The sequence below is a fragment of the Caballeronia sordidicola genome (assembly GCF_000729995.1).
Classification (GTDB): Bacteria; Pseudomonadota; Gammaproteobacteria; order Burkholderiales; family Burkholderiaceae; genus Caballeronia; species Caballeronia sordidicola_A.
In genome coordinates, this window is sequence record NZ_JNFG01000007.1 from 23,253 (window position 1) to 42,607 (window position 19,355).

The window sequence follows — 19,355 nt, forward strand, 5'->3', positions numbered from 1 at the left end:
CGTCAGCCCATGCGGGCAAGCGCCATCTGCGTGACGATGTCGAATGCCTTCTGCGTCGCACCTGCGTCCGCGCGGCCCTTGCCGTGGATATCGAACGCCGTGCCGTGCGCCGGGGTCGCGATCGGCACCGGCAATCCTCCGTGCACCGTGACGCCGCGCCAGAAGCCCATCAGCTTCATCGCGATCTGGCCTTGGTCGTGGTACATGGTGACAACGCCGTCGAATGCTTTCTGGTCCCGGGCACGCACAAAGATGGTGTCGGCCGGGAACGGTCCCTGAGCGTCAAACCCGAGCTTGCGCGCTTCATCTACGGCCGGCGCGATCACGTCGATTTCCTCGCGGCCGAACGCGCCGTTGTCGCCGTTATGCGGATTGAAACCACACACCGCAATGCGCGGCGCCGGATTGCCCGCACGCTTGAGACCATCGTGAATCAGCCGCACCGCGTTGATGATCCGCTCAGCCGAAAGCTTCGCGCTTACGTCCTTCAGCGCGATGTGCGAGGTCACGCGGGAGGTCCACAGTTCGTCGAGCACGTTGAACTCACAGAACGCGCCGGTGTAGCCAAGCTGCTGCGCGAACCATTCCATCTCGTCACCAGTCTGCATGCCCGCCATGTGCAGCGAGGTCTTGTTGACCGGCGCAAACAGCATGCCCTGCGTGCGATTCGCCTTCGTCAGGGCCAGTGCCTGCTTGAACGCTTCGAGGCTGTAGCGCCCGCCCCGCTCGGTCGAAACGGCGCGTTCATACGGAGCGTCGTCGGTCAGACGGAAGTCGATCAGCGACGGCGTACCCGTCCCCGTCGATGCGGCTTGTTCGTTGTCCACGACGGTGTAGTCGAAGCGCTGCCCCGCGATCTCCATGCCGGTCTCAAGCTCACGCCGATCGCCCAAAATAAGCAGGTCAGCGCGCGCCCGGTTCTCGGGTTTGGCGAGCAAACGCGCAATGAGTTCAGGGCCGATTCCAGCAGGGTCGCCAAGCAATACTGCAATACGAGGTGTCATGCGTTTCACCCTATGTTCAGTGAGTGCGGCGCAGATCGATAGCGATCGAGCCGATGATATAAACCAGCGCACAGGCGCTGTAGAACTGCAGGACGATATCGAACGAACCCGTTCGCTGCAGGATGAAACCCGTGATCAGTGGAATCGAAATACCGCCTACACTCCCGGCGCAATTCATCAACGCGCCCAGCAGGCCAACCCGCCGGGGACTAGCGAGCAGCGAGGGCAGGCTCCAGTAGAGACTACCCCACATCAGGAAAAACGCGGCCGCGCACAGCACCACAACGGCCTCCAGTGCCGACGAGATCGAAGGCAATGCAGCAAGCACGCCGAGCGTCGTCAGACCCGACAGCGCGATCATGCCCTTCACCACTTTGCCACGCGGTAAGCCGCGGGTACACAGCGCGTCGCAGAGAAAACCGCCCGAGAGCGAGCCCAGCGCGCCCGACAGGAAGATGAAGAACGTCGACGTACCGATCTGCTGAAGACTCAGTCCTCGCGCCTGCGCAAGATAGCTGGGTCCCCACGTGAGCAGGCCGAAGAAGATCATCGCCCAGCTCAGCCGTCCGACGCACATGGCCACCGCAGAACGTACCGGAAACGGCAGTTCATCGGCGGCGCTGAACGCAACCTTGGCCAGGGGAACAGCACCTCCGCTGATGTGCTCCAGTTCGGCGGCGTTCACGCCGGGATGCTTCGCCGGATCGTCGCGGAGATAGTGCCACGCGAGCCAGCCGCAACCGATCGTCACCAGCCCGGCCGCGATGAACGCCATGCGCCACGAGCCGAATACGAGGATCAGGTTCGAGATCGCGAGGCCGCCGATGGCTGCGCCCAGCGGCGATCCTGCGTCCATCAGCACCGCACCACGCGCCCGCTCATGACGCGAGAGCCACAATGCATTGAGCTTGCTGCCGGCCGGGAAGAGCGGCGCTTCAGCGGCGCCGAGTCCGACCCGCAGCAACAGCATCGAGAGACCGCCTGACGCTACCCCAAGCAGGGTCTGGAACACACCCCACAGCAAGGTGGCTGCCGCCACCACGCGACGCGGCCCGAAGCGGTCGATAAGCCAGCCGCCCGGAATCTGCAGCAGCGCATATGACCAGAAGAAGCTGGAGAGGATCAGCCCTTGCATAGCCGGCGACAGAGCAAACTCCTTCGCGATAGTCGGCATGGCGATGGACAGCGAGATCCGGTCCACCAGGTTGATCAGCGTGATGAGAAACACCACGCCGAAGATGCGCCAGCGCACGCTGGTCGCTTTCTCTACCCGCGCCATAGCGCGTGGCGGGTCACGCGCTTCGATACGGCTTTGCATGGCTGTCTCCGGTTCTTATGGTGACGTTGTTCAAGGCGATCAAGCCGGCCCGGGCGTCACTCGATGATGTTGAAGTCGTCGAGATACTTGTCGCTCAGGGTAATGCCGAGTCCCGGCGTCTCGTCGGAGAGCTGCAGGAAACCGTTCTCCGGTTGCGGCTCGCCCTCGAAGATGTAGTAGAACAATTCGTTGCCTACTTCAACATCGAACACCGGGAAGAACTCGGACATGGGGCTCGCCGTGCTCGACATGGTCAGGTGATAGTTATGCATCTGGCCTGCGTGCGGGATCACCGGCACCGACCACGCTTCCGCCATCGCGTTGATCTTGCGCGCGGCCGTGATGCCGCCCACGCGATTCGTGTCGTACTGGATCACGTCCACCGCGCGGCGTTCTAGCAGATCCTTGAAACCATAGCTCGTGAATTCGTGTTCGCCGCCGGACACAGGAATGATGTTCATCTTCTTCAGTTCCTGATACCCCTCGACGTCGTCGCCAATCACCGGTTCCTCGATCCAGCGAGGATTGAATTCGGCCAGGCGCGGCAACATCCGGCGCGCGTATTCGAGCGTCCAGCCCATGTAGCATTCGACCATGATGTCGATGTCATCGCCGGCCAGTTCACGTAGCAACCGCACTTGCTCCAGATTCTTCGCCATGCCCTTGGGTCCGTCCTTCGGACCGTAGCCGAAGCGCATCTTCATCGCGGTGAAACCTTGGTCGAGATAACCTTGCGCTTCGGCGAGGAACACATCGCGGTCGTCGTTGTTATAAAGCTTCGACGCGTAACACCAGATCTTCTCCTTCGTACGCCCACCGAGCAGCTTGAACACCGGCTTGTTTACCGCTTTGCCCATGATGTCCCACAGCGCAATATCCACGGCCGAGATCGCGGCCATGCCAATCCCCTTGCGGCCCCACGCGTGGGTACGACGGTACATCTTCTGCCAGATGTATTCGTTGTCGAACGGGTCTTCGCCAATGGCGATAGGGGCGAGATATTCATCGACGATCTGCTTCGCAATGCGCGGCGCGAGCGCGCAGTTGCCAATGCCGATGGTACCGTCGTCGCACTCCACTTCCACCACGAGCCAGCCGTGAAAGCGGAACGAACCCATCGCGTCGCCACGCTCGTAGAGAATGTCCACGGCGTTGGTGCAGAAATGCGCTTGCGGCGGCACGACCTTGCCTTTCCACTCAAAGACGCGCGTGCGGATATGCTTGATTTTCATGGTCTGACTCTCCTCGAAGAAGTGAATGACTTGATTGACTTAATTGACTTAATGGCTCGGCCGTTTTTTACCAAGCGGTGCGGCGGAATCGATTGAACCGGTGGACTGTGCCGAAGCAGACTTGAACGTGAGCAACAAGGCCGCGCCAATCAGCCCAACGACCGCAAGCGAGAACATCCCCGCCTCCGGTGAGCCGACCACGCGCTCAGCCAGTCCTTTCAGATTTGGGGCAACGAAGCCGCCCAGGTTGCCGATCGAATTGATGAGCGCGATGCCGCCCGCGGCTGCAGCGCCGCCAAGGTAGCCCGTCGGCAAGGTCCAGAAGAGCGGCTGCACCGAGACGAAGCCAATCGCGGCAACGCAGAACGCGATCACGGCAAGCGTGAGCGAAGCGGTCATTGCCGAGGCCGCGATACCTAACGCCGCGAGCGTGAGCATGGCGGCGGCAAACGTCCGATGATGTCCCACGCGGTCAGCAATGCGGGTGACCACGAAGGTCCCGGCAATCGCTGCAATCCATGGAATGGCTGTGATCAAGCCGACCTTCGTCCCCACATGGCCGCCGGTCAGTCCGGCAATGCGCGTTGGCAAATAGAAGACCACGCCATAGACGCTGATCTGCACCGTGAAGTAGATGAAGCTGAAGAAGAGCACGCGGGTATCGCGCAAGGCGGCGAGCACCGAGGCGGGCCCGTGTGCGAGCTTGCGTTCGTCCTCGTCACGCAGTGCGGTGGACAATGCATTGCGTTGCACGTCGCTGAGCCAGCGTGCATCGGCGGGGCGATCGGTCAGGTAGAAGTAGGCGATCACACCGACCACCGAAGCCGCCACGCCTTCGACCACGAACAGCCATTGCCACGGATGCAGCCCGAATGGATTCGACGCATCGAGCAAAAGACCTGACACCGGACTGCCGAGCAACAGTGCAAGCGGAAAGCCGAAGTAGAACGCGCCCATGGTTTGCGAGCGCGTCTTGGCCGGAAACCAGTTTGAAAGAAACAGGATGATGCCGGGGAAGAATCCCGCCTCGGCTATCCCGAGCAGGACACGCAGCGCGTAGAAGCTCGTTGCATCGTGAGCAAGCGCCGTGCATGCCGAGACAATGCCCCACGTGACCATGATGCGGCTCATCCAGACGCGCGCGCCGAAACGGTACATGAGGAGATTGCTGGGCACCTCGAAGATCGCGTAACCGATGAAGAAGACCCCCGCGCCGAACGCGAATGCTGCGTCGCTCAAGCCCGTGTCGGCCTGCAGGACACTCTTGGCGAACCCCACGTTGGCACGGTCGATGAAGGCCAGTACGTACATCAGCACGAGGAATGGCAGCAGCCGCGAACGTGCTCGGCCAATAGCGCTGTCAAGCGCCGCATCGCGGGTTGCGATCATTGATTTGTCTCCTGAGTTTTATTGCACGCGGCTCGTTCGTGGGTCGTTCGTGACTCATTACGCCGAGGGTTTTTGTGCGTGTCGTTTGATACCCGTAGTGTGCGAAACTACGCGATAACTGACTATTGAATTAATCGCATCGCTCTATTCCCTGGAGTTATCGCTCGCATGATCGCGCCCGCATCCACCATCCGCAAGCGCTTGCGCCTGCGCCACCTGCAACTCATGGTGGCGCTCTCGGAATTCGGCTCCCTGCGTCGCGCCGCCGACGAACTCGCGATGACCCAGCCCGCCGCGACCAAGGCGCTGCAGGAGCTGGAGGACACCGTTGGCGTGTCGCTGTTCGTGCGGCACGCGCGCGGCATGGAGCCGACCATCTTCGGCGAAGCGGTGATGCGCTATGCGCGCGTGGTGTTTGAAGACCTCGATGAACTGCGTGAGGAACTGGCCGCGATTGAAGCCGGCGATATCGGCAAGGTGCGCATTGGCGCCGTGATGGCACCCGCGCCCGAACTGCTTACGGGAGCCATTGTGTCGCTGAAAGAGGCGCATCCGCGCCTGCAGATCTCCGTGCAGATCGATACCAGCGACGTGCTCGTGCAGGCCTTGCAGCAAGATCAGCTCGATATTGTGATCGGGCGGATTCCCGATGGTTTTCCCGCGCTCGACTTGAGTTTCGAGACCTTGTCGGAAGAGGCTTTATCGATCGTCGCCCGGCCGGATCATCCTGCCGCGAAGACTACGGCACGGCCCAGGCTTGCGGAACTGGCGCAGTACCCATGGATCGTGCAACCGCATCCGAGCCCGATGCGCCAGATCATCGACCAGACCTTTCGCGAGTCGCGCGTGGCACCGCCTATCAGCACTGTCGAGACCTCGTCGATCCTCACCACGCTCTCGCTCTTGCGCGACTCCGACATGCTGGCGGTGTTGCCAAGTTCGGTCGCGCAATACTACGTGGCATTGAACACCATGACCTCACTGCCAACGCCGTTGCGTGGAAGGCTCGCACCGTATGGGCTGATTCTTCGAAAGAATCGCCGGATCAGGCCGGCGACTCAACTCGTGATCGATGCGATCCGGGGTGGAGGAACGCTTGCTCAGTGACCAAGGCGGTCCGCCAACTCGAGTCCGCGGCGGGTTTCATCGTTTTGATCCGCACCCTGATCCAGCGCGATATCCGGGCGCATGAAGAACGTCATCACAATGCCGAGCGCAAGCAGGCCGACTGAACCGGCGAACGGTAAGGTCCAGCTCCCGGTGTGATCCACGACGAAGCCAAATACGATCGGCGAGAAGATACCTGCTATTGCCGAGCCCGCATTGACCAGGCCGCTCGCAATGCCGACATGCTTGGGCGTAATGTCCATCGGCACCGCCCAGATGGGTCCAATGGTCATCTCCAGGAAGAAGAACGACAGGCTCATGGATGCAGCCATGACCGGCAGCGACTTGACGAACAGCACGGGCGTGAGGAACACGAGTGCGCCAAGAAACGCGCCAATGATGACGTTACGCCGCGCCGCCACCACGTTGCGCGTGCGTTTCAATATGCGGTCGCTCAACACGCCGCCCGCCGTATTGCCGACCACGCCCGAGAGGAATACGCCGGCCGAAAAGAGCGCGGAGCTTTTCAGGTCGAGGCCACGGCCATGCATGAAAAACGTGGGTAACCATGTGAAGAACAACCAGCCGGTCCAGCCGTAGCAGAAGTAGACAATCATGGTCGGGCCGATGCGCTTGAGCAACCGCCGCCACGGAACCGGCGCGTGAGTCTTTTCAACCACGACCTTGCCTTCGGGCGGCAAGCCGAGTGCTTCTTCTGCGGTCATGTGCCGATGCTTGCGCGGGTTATCGGTGAAATACCACGCATAGGCGCATACCCAGAACGCAGTCAGCACACCAACCAGGATGAACGACGCACGCCATGACGCGAACGCCACAAGCAGCGCGATCAGCGGCGGCGTCAGGGCATTGCCGAGGCGTGAGAACGAGTGCGTAAGACCTTGCACGAACCCGCGCTTCTCGGCCGGGAACCAGTTGGTCAATGCACGTGCTTGCGCCGGCAGCGCTGCGCCCTCGCCGACGCCCAGCAACATCCGCGCGCAGAACAAGGTGACGACCCCGCCCGCGAAACCGGTGGCGACAGTCGCAACGATCCAGATGGACGCGCAGATGATCAGGGTGGTTTTCGCACCGAAGCGATCGCTGAGCCAGCCGCCAATTACCTGGCAGATCGCGTACGTGTAGGCGAAGGCGGCGAAGACGAGGCCGACGTCGGTGTTGGTGAGATGCAGGTCATCGCGAATCAGGCCGGCAGCGGCCGAGAGATTCACGCGATCCAGATACATGATGAACGACATCGCGCACATGAGCGCGAGGATTGACCGGCTGACTTTGGGTCGATGGAACATTTGTCTCCTCTTCCTTCACTGTTGCGCCTTCGGGCGCTTCTTATGTGAGGCACTCAGGCTTCGCGTATTAGCCGAAGCAATTGGAGACAGAGTCTGTTCAATCGAGCGATATCCGTCTAGTGAAAATATCTGATGTGGCGATTCCTTTTACTTATAGGTCGGCGCGGTCATGAAATGCAAAGCGGCGCCGGTCCTGATTCCTCGCCCTACTTGAACCCCGGCCCCGCTGCAACCAGACGCGGCTCCGGTATGCGCTCGCCGCTTCTCGCCAGCCAGCACACCACGCCCGCTGCGACGATGTCGAACACCGCCAGTACGACAAACAGCGGACTGTAGCCGACCTGCGTGACCAATACGCCGAACAGCGCCGTGAAAGCGGCAGCGCCGAGGTACCCCGCCATGCCGCCCATGCCCGTAGCGGTCGCGACTTCGTTCTTGCCGAACAGGTCCGACGTAATGGCGTACAGCGCGCCCGATAACGTCTGATGGGCGAAGCCGCCGACGCACAGAAGCGCAACAGCCGCGTAAGGACTCGCCACCAGTCCGACGCACGCCGGCCCGATCATGCATAACGCACCGACGACGAAGACCATCTTGCGCGACGTGAACAGCGAAACTTTGGCGTACTTATGGAACAGCGGACTGAGGTAGCCGCCAAGCACGCAACCAATGTCGGCCGCCAGAAAAGGCATCCATGCATACAGCGCGACTTCCTTCAGGTTCATGTGCCGCTCGGTCATCATGTAAAGCGGAATCCACGCATTGAAAGTCTGCCAGGCCGGCTCGGACAAAATCCGCGGAATACCGATCGCCCAGAAGTTGCGGCTGCCCAGCATCTCGGACCAGCGTTTCTTGGGCGCGCTGTCATCGCTGTGCTTGGCCTCCTGCCCGCTGAGGATGTAATCCCGTTCAGCATCGCCCAGCAGCTTCTGCTTACGCGGATGCTTGTACATCAGCATCCACAGCGCGGTCCAGGCCACGCCGAGCACGCCGACGATCAGGAACGCCCATTGCCATTGCCCGTGCATCAACGCCCATACAACCAGAGGGGGTGCAAGCAGCGCGCCAATGGACGAGCCAATGTTGAACCAGCCGATAGCCACCGAACGCTCCTTGGCCGGGAACCACTCGCTCGTCGCCTTCACGCCTGCGGGAATGCCGGCCGACTCGGCAATGCCGAGCACGCCGCGAAAGAACGCAAGGCTTTGCCAGTTCGTCGACCATGCCGCCGCCGCGCAGGCCAGGGACCAGGCGAGCGCGAAGGCCGCAAAACCAATTTTGGTGCCGACGGTGTCAAGCACATAGCCCGCGACCGGCTGCATGAACGCATAGCAAAGTTGCCATGCCACCACGACATGCGAGTACTGTGCGGTCGTGATATGCAGGTCTTTCATCAGTGTTGGCGCCGCCACCGAGAGCGTGTTGCGCGCGAGGTAATTGATGATCAGACCCGCCGCTACCAGGCTCACCATCCACCAGCGAATGCCCTTGATTTTCATTGCTGTCTCCTTTCAATGCTTTTGCTTTTAGTCCTGGTACTTCCAATCTTCAGCCAGTCAGATGGGCTGCGCTGCCGGAGCGCTTGATCCATCCGACGCGCTGTCTTCGCGCGAGTAATCGAGGCCGACGAAGCTGCCACCCTGATAGCGCTGACCGAGGGCATCGAGCGGGTTCGGCCCTGCGAGCACTTGCGCGGCGTAGTCCTCGGCGTTTTGTGTCGGCTCATAACCCAGGCGCTCGGCGCCGCAGTTGTCCCACCAGCTGCGCGTGTTCGCGGAGACGCCCCAGACCGTCATGAAACCCACGCTCTCGGCCTCGATACAACGGTCAAGGAAATGCATCAGGTCGCTATGCCCGAACCAGGTGCTCAGGTGCCTGGGCTCGGTCGGGCGTTCGAGGCAACTGCCAATGCGTACGCAAATGCTCTCGATGCCGTGCTTGTCCCAATACATTCTTGCCAATGCCTCGCCCCACACCTTGCTCAGACCGTAGAAACCATCCGGGCGCAGCGCGCAGTCGAGTTCAAGATGTTCCGTGACCGGGTACATGCCGATCGCGTGGTTCGAGCTGGCGAAGACCACCCGCCGCACGCCTTGCCTGCGCGCACCTTCGTAGACCTCGACTAACGCCCGCAAGTTGTTGTCGATGATTTCAGGGAGCGGGCGCTCCACACTCGTGCCCGCGAAGTGGATCAATACGTCGACACCGTTAAGCAGGCGATCCACGATGGCAGGGTCACGGAGGTCGCCATGCATGACATCCTCTCTCTCCACTAACGCGACCAGCGGCTTGGTACCCCCAGCCGAGCGCAATGGAATGCCACGTGCGATCAGCGCGGTCCGTACTACCGAGCCAAGCTGACCGCCGGCCCCACTCAGGGCAATCTTCTTCATAAGTTTCCTTTGGGTGCCCCGAACGCCTGAGCCGCGCGAGCAATGTCACGCGGTCGGAACTGGGGCTTAGTGCGTAGACATTCCAGTGGTTGTACGATAACGTACTATATGTTTCCGGGAAATAGATTTCGACTTGGCATTTACCCGTAGACCGGGTGCGTCATTGACGGCAAAATGACCTTCTCAGATGATGTGCTAGCGTATCAATTTGTACGACGTCCTATAACAATTAGGATATTTTGACCACTGGAACAACGTGGTTGGGCTCGGCGGGAAGGCAGATGCGAGCGCCACCGACGGGTTCAACGAAAGTGAATGGCGCAACTCGATATACGTTGGCCGGGGTGGGGAGCGCGGCAGGCCTTGTGTTCAACTTTACGCGGCTAGGCACCGGGAGCGCTTTAATAGGCGCCACGTCAATTCATCGGACAGAAAATAGCGCCTGGTTCTATCCGATGCCGCAACTGATATCCGGGGTCATCGAACTGCAAGGGATTGTTGAAACACTTCGCATCGACAAGAACCGCGAGAAAAACGAAGCGATCACCGAGCGAAAAGAGCGAGGCAAGGCCGCCGGCGCAGAGGGCTGGATAGTCAAACCATTCAAAGGTGACGGCGTGCTGGATACGTTCAGGAAGCTGGCAAGCTAAGCGGGCCTCAAAACTCGGCATCCAGCTCGTCGATCTCTTCGACTTCTTGTTGCGCATCGGCTATCCATTGCTGCATCTCCGGCAAGGCGAGAATGCGCTGCGAATAGGCGACAATCTCGGGCTCGAGCTTGACGTCGTAAGTGACAAAGCGCGTGACGACTGGTGCGAACATCGCATCGGCGGCGCTAAGCGCCCCGAACAAATAGGGACCTTCATATTGCTCAAGGCATTCGAGCCAGATCGCCGTAATGCGCTCGATATCGGTCTGAGCGCGTGCCCAGATCGTGAAGTTCGGGAAGTGCGATTTTATGTTCATGGGCAATGCCGAGCGCAAGGAACTGAAGCCCGAATGCATTTCTCCGCAAATAGAACGACAGTGCGCACGCATGCGCCGGTCATCAGGCAACAGCCCCGCTTTCGGACGCACTTCGTTCAGGTATTCCGCGATCGCGAGCGTGTCCCATACCTTGATGCCGTCGTGGACCAGGCAGGGAACGAGAATGGACGGCGACAGCAGCAGCAGTTCGGCACGCGCGCCGGGGTCATCCATGGACATCACGAACTCGTCGAACGGCAGTCCGCTGAATTTGGTGAGCAACCAGCCTCTTAACGACCACGACGAATAGTTCTTGCTGCTGATAGTGAGCGTAGCATTCGTCATCTGTTGCTCCTCAACGGATCAATTTAAGGTTCACGCTTATGCTCTCTTATGCTCACGCTCAAGCTCAAGCTCAAGCGAAAACGCAGACGCCCAGCGGCGCGGCGCAGTGCGACGTGCACCAAAAGACTGCACGATCAGACCATGTTCAGGAATGTTGCAAGGGATGTGCCACTTTCAAACGCCCCTCATGCTGACGCCGGACGTTGACATACAGTTGGCATATGTATTGCGTTGATGTGGATGACTCTACAATACGCGCTCAAGCGAAAGCCGATGAACCCATTCGCATACTCCGGCTATCAGGCGATGGCGGATCTCACACTGCCAATACGCCACGGCGCGGCGCTGCTCAATCACGCACTCGATGCGTGGCCGTTTCTCGCCGATACCCCTCACGGCCGGTCACTGCGAGCCACATGCGATCTGCTGGCACTGACAGCGCTCACGCATAGCCGGCGGCCATTCGCTATCGACTCGGTGGAGATGGATGGCAAAAGCCTGCCCGTGACCGAGGAGATCACGCTCACCACGCCGTTCTGTTCGTTGCTGCATTTTGCGAAGGAAGGCGCGCCTAAACAGCCGCGCGTGCTGGTGATCGCGCCCATGTCCGGCCACTTCGCCACGCTCCTGCGCGGCACGGTACGCACCCTGCTGCCCCACCACGACGTCTATATCACGGACTGGATCAACCCCCGCGATGTCTCGCTCGCGCAGGGCCGCTTTGGCTTTGATGAATACGTCCAGCATGTCATCGACTTTATCGTCGCGCTGGGACCCAACACCCACTTGCTGGCGGTCTGCCAGCCGACCGTCGCCACCCTTGCAGCAGTTTCCCTGATGGCCGCAGACGATCATCCGCTGCAACCCGCCAGCATGACGCTGATGGCCGGCCCTATCGACACTCGCATCAATCCGACTTCGGTGAACGTGCTGGCGAAGAGCAAGCCGATCGAATGGTTCGAGCAAAATCTGATTAGTGCCGTGCCATGGGGATTTGCGGGCGCAGGCCGGCGCGTTTATCCGGGCCACACGCAATTGATGGCATTCATGTCGATGAATCCGACACGTCATTTCGACGCGTTCGAAGACATGGTGTATCAGCGCGCCAAGGGCGACCCAGCGAAAGCCGAGGCCATCCGCGTATTCTATGAAGAATACTTCGCGACCATGGATTTAACGGCCGAGTTTTACCTGGAGACAGTCGACACCATCTTTCAACAGCACGCGTTGCCGCTGCACGAACTGGAGGTGCGCGGACGCAGGGTTGATCCGTCTTTGATCCGGCGAACCGCGCTGCTCACCGTTGAAGGCGAGCGCGACGATATCTGCGCGGTCGGCCAGACGCTTGCCGCGCAAGAGCTGTGCAACAAATTGCGCCCGTACATGAAGACCCACCACGTGCAAACGGGTGTCGGTCACTATGGCGTGTTCAACGGCAAACGCTGGGAGCGGCATATCTATCCACGCGTGCGCGCGATGATCCACGACAACGAACCCAGCTCCATCGTCATCAATGCACGCGCCCAGCCTTTGCAATCATTGGCGCCGCTCGCACGCCCTGTCGCACCGCGCATGGATCTGAATGTGCAGTCCGAAGGGCCTGGATAAGACCTACGCGGGTTGCTGGCTCTTCCAGGGCGTGAACGCCGGCACTTCGCATGGACCCTTTGCGTCGATGGTGGTGAAATTGGCAGGGCCGACTATCTCCAGATATTCCATGTCCTCGGAATAATCGAAGAGGTAATGCACAATCCCCGGCGCTTGATGAACGCAGTCGCCGGATGCGACCAGCGTCTCCTTGTCGCCGTACATGAAGCGCGCCCAGCCCTTGAGCATGATCACAATGTGGAATTCGGCCTCATGACGGTGCCAACCCGTGCCTTGCTCTGGTGCATTGTTAGCTTTCACGAGTTGCGCTATCACCTTGCCACCCGTCGCGTCTGCGATGCCTAAATCACGATAAAGAAAAAAATCGCGCAACCCTTGATCCTCATAACGGGTGTCTTGTGGCCGGATATGCGAAAAGCGAGTGGCAAGTTCGAACGTTTCAGATGACATGGGTACGCTCCGTTAGCAGCAAATTAGGCAGCAAGTTAGGCAGCAAAACTGTCGAATGAAAGGGCTAGCCGCTGTGCTATGCATCAAGCGTTCCAACTTGAACGGCCACATGGAAACTGCAACCAGGCGATTTCTTAGAATCCTCGGTGGACAAAAACTAATGCGTGCACGCGCTTAAAAGTGGCATTTAAAAAGCACGTTCACTCGCTGGCAATTCGCGGTTACATTCCTCTAAAGACATTGCGTATCAACGAGTGTGTGTTGCTAAACTGGGTTCTGTAGCGTTTCGTGGCGGGTTGCAGTGCGAGCCATCCTGGGTACGTTCACTGGAGAAATCGACACCATGTCCTACATCAGCGTCGAGATCAGAGCCTACGATGAAGCGCGAAAAGTAATCACCGTCGCGTTCAGTGAAAAGTGGCCCGTCAAATTGACCTCCGCCGTCATTGCGGAGTTGACCCTTGAAGACTGCGACACCATCGGGCGCGACGGCGAGTTGCTCGAAGCATGCCTGACCGATGACGAAGCATGCGTCCTCAAGATGCTCTTCGAGGACGAGGGCACCATTGAAGACTTCCTCGCCGATCCTTCCAGGTTAATTGGTTGCACAAGCGAGCTCGGCGACTGAGTAAATAGGGCTGACGACGAGCACGCCTTATCTCATCACCCGCAAACGGGCTAACCGACCCTCGACCAAGTCTTGCACGTTCAGGCAAGAACGCGCGAGGATCGGTCTATCGCGCAGACATCGCATCATGGTTCCATGAAGGCTCACTCAAAGGAGCCGATGATGCAGAAAACATGGTTTATCACGGGTGCAAGCCGCGGCCTTGGTGCGCTTATCGCCAAGGCTGCGATACAGGCGGGTGATCGAGTCGTCGCCACGGGACGCAAGCGGGAAGATATTGCTAAGAGCCTGGGGCCGGACAATGACCAACTGCTTGGTATCGCGCTGGACGTGACCGACGCAGCGCAGGCGAACGCCGCGGTTGAAGCCGCTGTCTCGCGATTCGGCGGGATAGACGTACTCGTGAACAACGCGGGATACGGCCATCTGGGATTCTTCGAAGAGAACACCATCGAGGACGTACAGGCCCAGTTCGCCACTAATCTATTCGGTGTTTTCAACGTGACTTGGGCTGCGTTGCCCGTCATGCGCACCGCTCGCCGCGGACGCATCTTCAACATCTCGTCGCTTGCCGGCATCCTCGGCGCGGAAGTGGCTTCGCTTTACTGCGCCAGCAAGTTCGCGCTCGAAGGTTTCTCCGAATCCCTGGCGAAGGAGATCGCACCGTTCGGTCTCTTCGTGACGATCGTCGAGCCCGGTCCCTTTCGCACCGACTTCCTCACGAGCGGATCGCTTCGCTTTGGCGACACAGTAGTGACCGACTACGATGACCGGCGCGAGCGACTGCGTGCGTCCTTCGAACAACGCAATGGCGAGCAACCGGGGGATCCAGCGAAGCTCGCACAAGCACTGGTGGATCTTGCAAACGAGGCCGCACCGCCGATGCGTTTTATCGCCGGATCGGTTGCCGTGAATGCAGCAGATGCGAAACTCGCCGGCATGCAAGCTGAACTCAACCGCTGGCGCGCGCTTTCGGTAGGCACTGATGGCGACTACGCCGCCTAACGACGTGAACACAGCCTGATACCGTTTCGCCTTTCTTTGAGAATAAATCTGGGGAGATTCATGCGAAGTCCGTTGACATGCATGCGCCTGTTGCTTGCCTCAGTCAAAGCCGCCAATTTCCGCTATTCCCTGTTTTTCCGGAACGGAGAGCGGTGGGCTTCGCGTCGTCGAAAGTATTGCGTCGCTTAATTCATTTCTTTATAAAAGCTCTGCGGCCACAGCAATAGACAACATTCCCTCCCCATTCCCTAGCCGCCTCGGCATCGGCAATGCCTCGCGCTTTAAGCAGCGCGGCGCATCAAGACCAAACTGATAGGTCGTTATCCTATTCATATAATTATCAGACAATTTTCAAATACCCGTCCCCACTCGGCAAATAAACAACACTACGTAACAAATATCTGTGCCTGAATGAAATGACGGGCTACGCTCCCTTTCACGGTCTTATTGTTCGAGCCTGGGAAGGATTTCTCCCAGTCGGCTCACCAATTACTGTGGAATGCTAATGAAAAACATTTTCATTTCCAGTGCCACTGGCGCACTTCTCGCTGCTGCTGCGGCGCCGGCATTTGCACAAAGCTCCGTCACGCTGTACGGCATCGTCGATGAAGCCATCCGATACCAGACGAATGCTGGCCCGGGTGGCCACGACCAGGTCGCCATGACGTCCGGCCCGGAAACCCACAGCCGCTGGGGCTTGAGGGGCAGTGAGGATCTGGGGGGTGGCTGGGCTGCGGTCTTCCGCCTCGAAAACGGCTTCGAAGCCTTCAATGGGCAACTACATGTCCCCGACACACTGTTCAGTCGACAAGCTTACGTGGGGCTGTCGAACGACAAGTGGGGCGCGCTGACATTCGGTAGGCAATATGCACCGGTCTACGACACCTTGGGCGATGTCTTCGACCCACTGACCGTTGGCAACTACTGGCAAAACAGCTGGATGTATAACGGCATCGGCAATTACCTTGAAGTCAATAACGCGGTCAAGTACAAGGGCAGCTTCGATAACCTCGCGATCGATGCCCTTTACGGCTTCAGCAACCAGCCGGGCGCGCTCGGTATCGGCTCCACCTACGCAGCGGAACTGACGTATACGTTCGGCCCTGCCATGCTCAACGCGGGCTTCCAGCAGGTCTCCGTGCCGACATCTGCGACCACCTCTTCGGTCGGCACGAGTGTCGGCAGCCCAATCAATGGTGGCAAGACCAACTTCCTCCACATTAGCGGCGCGTATCAGATCACCCATGACATCCGCCTGCTTGCCGGCTGGCTGCGCGGGCAGGACCAGACTGGTTTGACCGACAGCAACATGCAGCAAGCTGGCGCACCGGCACTGAAGGGTGGCAGCCCCAACCGGATCGACAACACCTACTACGTCGGCGCGAACTGGCAAGCCACCGCTCCACTGCTGTTCACTTTCGCCTACTACTACGGGCAGACGCGCAATGCTGAACTGCTCGACGGCTCGCTCGGCAGGGGGGTGAACCAGTCAGGTACCGTTCTCGCCGAATACTCGTTCACGAAACGAACGGAAGTCTACGCAATCACAGACTTCGCTCGCGGCACAGGCGCCTTCTCCGCCGACTACCCGGGCGGGGTCAACGGCGCCGGCGTGCCGACCGACACCATTGGCCGGACCAACAACCTGGGCGTGGCAGTCGGTATTCGCAAGATGTTCTGAAGATGCGACATACCCACCGACGCGAACCATGCGTCGGGTGCACGGGCCAGCGCAACAGCGTCGGCCCGCGCGCGGCCACTGGCGTGACAGCCGGTACACCGCAGCTTTGTCCACTCCGTTCGTCTTGCACTAGCGTGCGGCGCTCCGACGGTTCGCTGTCGAATAAGTAGCTGACGCTCGAGCGTCCATGCGCGAGCCATGGTGAACGGCTCTAGATGTTCATCTCCAGACGGAAGTTTGTTCTCCAGTAGTGTTTTGCACCATAGGAAAATTGCAGAATATTGGAAGGAAAACCTCGTCCGTCAAGCAATCGTCGCTTATCTGCATGCGCCAACAAACGATTGGAATATAAGCTTCGGCGCTGACCGCAAATTCGTGAGGATGGAATGCCAAGACATTCCGAATAGGTCAAAGATTCGAAAATATAGGGATCGTTATTCCAACGGCAGCGACGACCCAGCTTCCGTTTGAAATGGCTACTGCCGATCAGTTGTCTGCCGTTGAAGCTAACAGGCGATCGTTCTTTCATGGCCGAAGAACGAACCCGGTCCGACGTTGAACTGCGGGGTAGGCTGCCGTTGATTGGTCCGCATCGGGCAGAAGTTGACCCCGTACCAGACGGTCATCGTTGCTCGTAACGGCCATGCAAAGCTCAACCGGACGGGGCAGACTAAGGGGCTGTGGCCGTAACAATTGGTTGGTAGTAGCCAGTGACAGTTGGTGAGAGGACCTGCACGTCGTTGAATCCGACCCGAGCAGCAAGAGTCGCCACCTCGTCGGGCGTGATAGCCCGATAGCGCCCGACGAAATGGTTCGACTGCCAGCCGAGACTGTTCGTCTGGCGAGTGATATACAAATGGACTGTGTAACGCCGCGCGTCTTGCCAGTCCCAGACCTGATGCACAATGCGGCGAAGCCCGTTGTCAATGAACAGTGATGGCGATAGCACAGTCGGTCGCTGAGTCAGCAACGTGCCGTAGTCCCTCAAGCTCACAAATACTTTGCCTCGCGCGCGTAGGCTTCTAAGCATTGCCGCTAATGCCTTGGCGACCTCCTCGTCGCTGTCCAGGTGTGGAATGGCGTTGTCGAAAGCCACAACCGTGCCGTAATGCTGTTCCTTGCACGTGGAGAGCAGCCTCATGTCGTCCACGCGAAATTTGACATCCAGATTTCGCAGAGCGGCCTCCCGTACTGCCCGCTCGACTTCTGTGTTCGATATATCCGTACCCTCAACGTCATATCCCGCGAGTGCGAGACCCAACGCTTGAGTACCGATTCCGCATGCGCAATCGAGGATAGTGCCAAGCACATCGGGCGCGGCCATCAGCGGCACGAGTACCGCCCGTTGACGCTCGATCGCCTTATCCCAATCGTCGAAAATCAGGTGATAAGAGGATGCCATGTCATCGTAGAAAGTCTCTTCGGATTGACTCATGGAGCGCCCGTAAATTGCGGTAGATACTTGATTGTCCGCGATGGTCGGATGCCAGTCGAGTGACTGAAGCTGGCCGGACTGGACACTTGAAGCCAGATCGAGCCCGACTAGCTGAGACCAGCCGACATGCATCGCTACGCGTAACTACTTCTGGCGTCGTCGCGTTGACTCCTATGCGAGAGACTCCGCACAGCATCGCTCAAAAGCTTTGCTAGAGGTTATGCCACACCCGTCGCCTTGACACTCATAGCTGATAGCCTGTCGTAATATGTGACTTCCTTTCTGGGGGCCATTATGACAAAAACCATCCTTCTGGCTTTACTGCTCGTCCTGGCGGGATGCACGACCTCTGTCCTCCCCATTTCCAAAGCCGATCCCATCGCGGGGAAACAAGCCTCTCCGCCAGCTGCAGCCGCGTCTGATGATTTGGGACAGGGGCGTACCGAGGTGCCGCACGGGAACACGAAAATGGATGGGCCGCCTGGCTATTGATGAAATCGCAATCCTGCCGAAAGAGCTGATTGAAAAACGCAGGTCTCGTCCCCGCCGCTCTGAAGCGACCTACCGCCTCCCACGCTCTGCTACGTCAGAGAAAAACGCCGGATTGTCTTCGATCTGCGCAACCATTTCAAATGATCAATTATGGCCGGTCACTGCCTCGCACGATTGGCACGCGTAGGCTCAGTCTTGGAGAGTCGCGACCGGCAGTACGCGACCCGATGCGGTCTATCGAGTCAACTCGATCTTTACAGCTGATTTCAACATACAACGGCCGTTCGTCGACTCGCTTACCGATACCGTTCTTCTGCGACCTTTGTGACATCGAGCAGATTGGACTAAGCATACGTACGCAGAATGTCAGGTCGCTGACGGTGGCGACGTGAGCAGCCAGAAAACAACTCGCCGCTTCAACGGATTCGATCAGGCGGCGAATCGATCGCTAGACCGAGATCGCTTCCTCTCGGTCGTCGGCCATTCGCAGTCAACGTGCAAAGCCGGATGCGCGCTCATAAACCGCCCTATCCGCGGGATAACCTCGTGGACCCCGAAACTGGTCGACAGGGCAACGCGTAAATGGCCTCGCAGCTCAGTGGTTCCTCGCGCGGCGTGGTCCGCTTCATTTAGCGCGGAGAGAATCGCTTCTACGCGGGCAAGGTAATCGCTACCCGCTTCCGTCAGCGTGACTGCTCGCGTGCTTCTTATGAATAGCGCAGCCCCGATTTCCTCCTCCAGCTCCGAAATGCGTCTGGATGCCGACGGTTGGCTTATAGGCCCAATTCGCGGCCGGCTTTGGTCAAACTCGACGTATGGGCAACCCGCACGAACAACTGCAGGGTCGAAAGCTTGTCATTCATTTGCAGGGAGAATAACTGAAAGTCATCCAGCCATCCTACCGCTTCCTGGGTAAATGAATCACCATTCGATTCAGGCAAAGATGACGCGATAAAAAGAGCCGTCGGCTTAATCGGGCATCAAGCCAGACATCT

The 19,355-nt window shown here is 59.1% G+C and carries 17 protein-coding genes; 6 read left to right on the forward strand and 11 right to left on the reverse strand.

Features of this window, described 5'->3' with window-relative positions; all coding sequences use genetic code 11:
• Positions 1-2 precede the first annotated feature (2 nt).
• From FH08_RS0107125 to FH08_RS0107140, 4 genes are read right to left on the reverse strand one after another with little or no spacing between them, the layout of a single operon-like run.
• Positions 3-1,004, reverse strand: a complete 1,002-nt coding sequence (locus FH08_RS0107125) for a 4-hydroxythreonine-4-phosphate dehydrogenase PdxA (RefSeq protein ID WP_031357665.1) — start codon at positions 1,002-1,004, stop codon at positions 3-5.
• Positions 1,005-1,020: 16 nt separating this feature from the next.
• Positions 1,021-2,322 (reverse strand): MFS transporter, encoded by a 1,302-nt coding sequence (locus FH08_RS0107130; RefSeq protein WP_031357666.1) that lies wholly within the window; start codon positions 2,320-2,322, stop codon positions 1,021-1,023.
• A gap of 56 nt (positions 2,323-2,378) precedes the next feature.
• A complete protein-coding gene (locus FH08_RS0107135) occupies positions 2,379-3,554 on the reverse strand; it encodes an L-rhamnonate dehydratase (protein WP_031357667.1) in 1,176 nt (391 codons plus the stop codon).
• Positions 3,555-3,602: 48 nt separating this feature from the next.
• Positions 3,603-4,943: an MFS transporter gene (locus FH08_RS0107140; RefSeq protein WP_035565540.1), complete on the reverse strand. Its 1,341-nt coding sequence runs from the start codon at positions 4,941-4,943 to the stop codon at positions 3,603-3,605.
• A 168-nt stretch (positions 4,944-5,111) separates the two neighbouring features.
• Here FH08_RS0107140 and FH08_RS0107145 point away from each other — a divergent pair, with 168 nt between their 5' ends.
• Positions 5,112-6,050 (forward strand): LysR family transcriptional regulator, encoded by a 939-nt coding sequence (locus FH08_RS0107145; protein WP_031357669.1) that lies wholly within the window; start codon positions 5,112-5,114, stop codon positions 6,048-6,050.
• On the opposite strand, the gene FH08_RS0107150 is transcribed toward FH08_RS0107145, so the two are convergent.
• The 3 genes from FH08_RS0107150 to FH08_RS0107160 all read right to left on the reverse strand — a co-directional run bounded on the left by FH08_RS0107150 (position 6,044) and on the right by FH08_RS0107160 (position 9,750).
• Complete coding sequence (locus tag FH08_RS0107150; protein WP_051887860.1) at positions 6,044-7,357, reverse strand: MFS transporter; 1,314 nt, start codon at positions 7,355-7,357, stop codon at positions 6,044-6,046. The two genes, FH08_RS0107145 and FH08_RS0107150, sit on opposite strands and share 7 nt — an antisense overlap.
• Positions 7,358-7,563: 206 nt before the next feature.
• The gene (locus FH08_RS0107155; RefSeq protein WP_031357671.1) at positions 7,564-8,856 is read right to left on the reverse strand and encodes an MFS transporter; all 1,293 of its coding nucleotides are present in this window, start codon (positions 8,854-8,856) and stop codon (positions 7,564-7,566) included.
• Positions 8,857-8,913: 57 nt separating this feature from the next.
• Positions 8,914-9,750 (reverse strand): NAD-dependent epimerase/dehydratase family protein, encoded by an 837-nt coding sequence (locus FH08_RS0107160; RefSeq protein ID WP_031357672.1) that lies wholly within the window; start codon positions 9,748-9,750, stop codon positions 8,914-8,916.
• A gap of 281 nt (positions 9,751-10,031) precedes the next feature.
• Here FH08_RS0107160 and FH08_RS53245 point away from each other — a divergent pair, with 281 nt between their 5' ends.
• Positions 10,032-10,400, forward strand: a complete 369-nt coding sequence (locus FH08_RS53245; protein ID WP_051887862.1) for a hypothetical protein — start codon at positions 10,032-10,034, stop codon at positions 10,398-10,400.
• A gap of 7 nt (positions 10,401-10,407) precedes the next feature.
• On the opposite strand, the gene FH08_RS0107170 is transcribed toward FH08_RS53245, so the two are convergent.
• Positions 10,408-11,061, reverse strand: a complete 654-nt coding sequence (locus tag FH08_RS0107170) for a glutathione S-transferase family protein (RefSeq protein WP_031357674.1) — start codon at positions 11,059-11,061, stop codon at positions 10,408-10,410.
• A gap of 273 nt (positions 11,062-11,334) precedes the next feature.
• On the opposite strand from FH08_RS0107170, the gene FH08_RS0107175 reads away from it, so the two are divergent.
• On the forward strand, positions 11,335-12,669 hold the full coding sequence (locus FH08_RS0107175) for a polyhydroxyalkanoate depolymerase (protein WP_051887864.1): 1,335 nt from the start codon (positions 11,335-11,337) through the stop codon (positions 12,667-12,669).
• Positions 12,670-12,672: 3 nt separating this feature from the next.
• Here FH08_RS0107175 and FH08_RS0107180 read toward each other — a convergent pair whose 3' ends face one another.
• Complete coding sequence (locus FH08_RS0107180) at positions 12,673-13,119, reverse strand: cupin domain-containing protein (protein ID WP_031357676.1); 447 nt, start codon at positions 13,117-13,119, stop codon at positions 12,673-12,675.
• Positions 13,120-13,462: 343 nt separating this feature from the next.
• On the opposite strand from FH08_RS0107180, the gene FH08_RS0107185 reads away from it, so the two are divergent.
• From FH08_RS0107185 to FH08_RS0107195, 3 genes are all read left to right on the forward strand, one after another.
• A complete protein-coding gene (locus FH08_RS0107185) occupies positions 13,463-13,747 on the forward strand; it encodes a hypothetical protein (protein WP_031357677.1) in 285 nt (94 codons plus the stop codon).
• 159 nt (positions 13,748-13,906) lie between these two features.
• On the forward strand, positions 13,907-14,752 hold the full coding sequence (locus FH08_RS0107190) for an oxidoreductase (RefSeq protein ID WP_235210303.1): 846 nt from the start codon (positions 13,907-13,909) through the stop codon (positions 14,750-14,752).
• A 505-nt stretch (positions 14,753-15,257) separates the two neighbouring features.
• Positions 15,258-16,433 carry a porin gene (locus FH08_RS0107195; RefSeq protein ID WP_031357679.1) on the forward strand — a complete coding sequence of 392 codons (1,176 nt, stop codon included), beginning with the start codon at positions 15,258-15,260 and terminating at the stop codon, positions 16,431-16,433.
• Between the two features lie 670 nt (positions 16,434-17,103).
• Here FH08_RS0107195 and FH08_RS0107200 read toward each other — a convergent pair.
• Both FH08_RS0107200 and FH08_RS54315 read right to left on the reverse strand, forming a co-directional pair.
• Positions 17,104-17,868, reverse strand: a complete 765-nt coding sequence (locus tag FH08_RS0107200) for a class I SAM-dependent methyltransferase (protein ID WP_031357680.1) — start codon at positions 17,866-17,868, stop codon at positions 17,104-17,106.
• A 921-nt stretch (positions 17,869-18,789) separates the two neighbouring features.
• Positions 18,790-19,146 (reverse strand): LysR family transcriptional regulator, encoded by a 357-nt coding sequence (locus FH08_RS54315; RefSeq protein ID WP_419177987.1) that lies wholly within the window; start codon positions 19,144-19,146, stop codon positions 18,790-18,792.
• Positions 19,147-19,355 lie beyond the last annotated feature (209 nt).

Coding starts and splice junctions, on each gene's coding strand:
- FH08_RS0107125 (WP_031357665.1), bottom strand. CDS start 1,004: ATGACACCTCGTATTGCAGTATTGCTTGGCGACCCTGCTGGAATCGGC.
- FH08_RS0107130 (WP_031357666.1), bottom strand. CDS start 2,322: ATGCAAAGCCGTATCGAAGCGCGTGACCCGCCACGCGCTATGGCGCGG.
- FH08_RS0107135 (WP_031357667.1), bottom strand. CDS start 3,554: ATGAAAATCAAGCATATCCGCACGCGCGTCTTTGAGTGGAAAGGCAAG.
- FH08_RS0107140 (WP_035565540.1), bottom strand. CDS start 4,943: ATGATCGCAACCCGCGATGCGGCGCTTGACAGCGCTATTGGCCGAGCA.
- FH08_RS0107145 (WP_031357669.1), top strand. CDS start 5,112: ATGATCGCGCCCGCATCCACCATCCGCAAGCGCTTGCGCCTGCGCCAC.
- FH08_RS0107150 (WP_051887860.1), bottom strand. CDS start 7,357: ATGTTCCATCGACCCAAAGTCAGCCGGTCAATCCTCGCGCTCATGTGC.
- FH08_RS0107155 (WP_031357671.1), bottom strand. CDS start 8,856: ATGAAAATCAAGGGCATTCGCTGGTGGATGGTGAGCCTGGTAGCGGCG.
- FH08_RS0107160 (WP_031357672.1), bottom strand. CDS start 9,750: ATGAAGAAGATTGCCCTGAGTGGGGCCGGCGGTCAGCTTGGCTCGGTA.
- FH08_RS53245 (WP_051887862.1), top strand. CDS start 10,032: ATGCGAGCGCCACCGACGGGTTCAACGAAAGTGAATGGCGCAACTCGA.
- FH08_RS0107170 (WP_031357674.1), bottom strand. CDS start 11,061: ATGACGAATGCTACGCTCACTATCAGCAGCAAGAACTATTCGTCGTGG.
- FH08_RS0107175 (WP_051887864.1), top strand. CDS start 11,335: ATGAACCCATTCGCATACTCCGGCTATCAGGCGATGGCGGATCTCACA.
- FH08_RS0107180 (WP_031357676.1), bottom strand. CDS start 13,119: ATGTCATCTGAAACGTTCGAACTTGCCACTCGCTTTTCGCATATCCGG.
- FH08_RS0107185 (WP_031357677.1), top strand. CDS start 13,463: ATGTCCTACATCAGCGTCGAGATCAGAGCCTACGATGAAGCGCGAAAA.
- FH08_RS0107190 (WP_235210303.1), top strand. CDS start 13,907: ATGATGCAGAAAACATGGTTTATCACGGGTGCAAGCCGCGGCCTTGGT.
- FH08_RS0107195 (WP_031357679.1), top strand. CDS start 15,258: ATGAAAAACATTTTCATTTCCAGTGCCACTGGCGCACTTCTCGCTGCT.
- FH08_RS0107200 (WP_031357680.1), bottom strand. CDS start 17,868: ATGAGTCAATCCGAAGAGACTTTCTACGATGACATGGCATCCTCTTAT.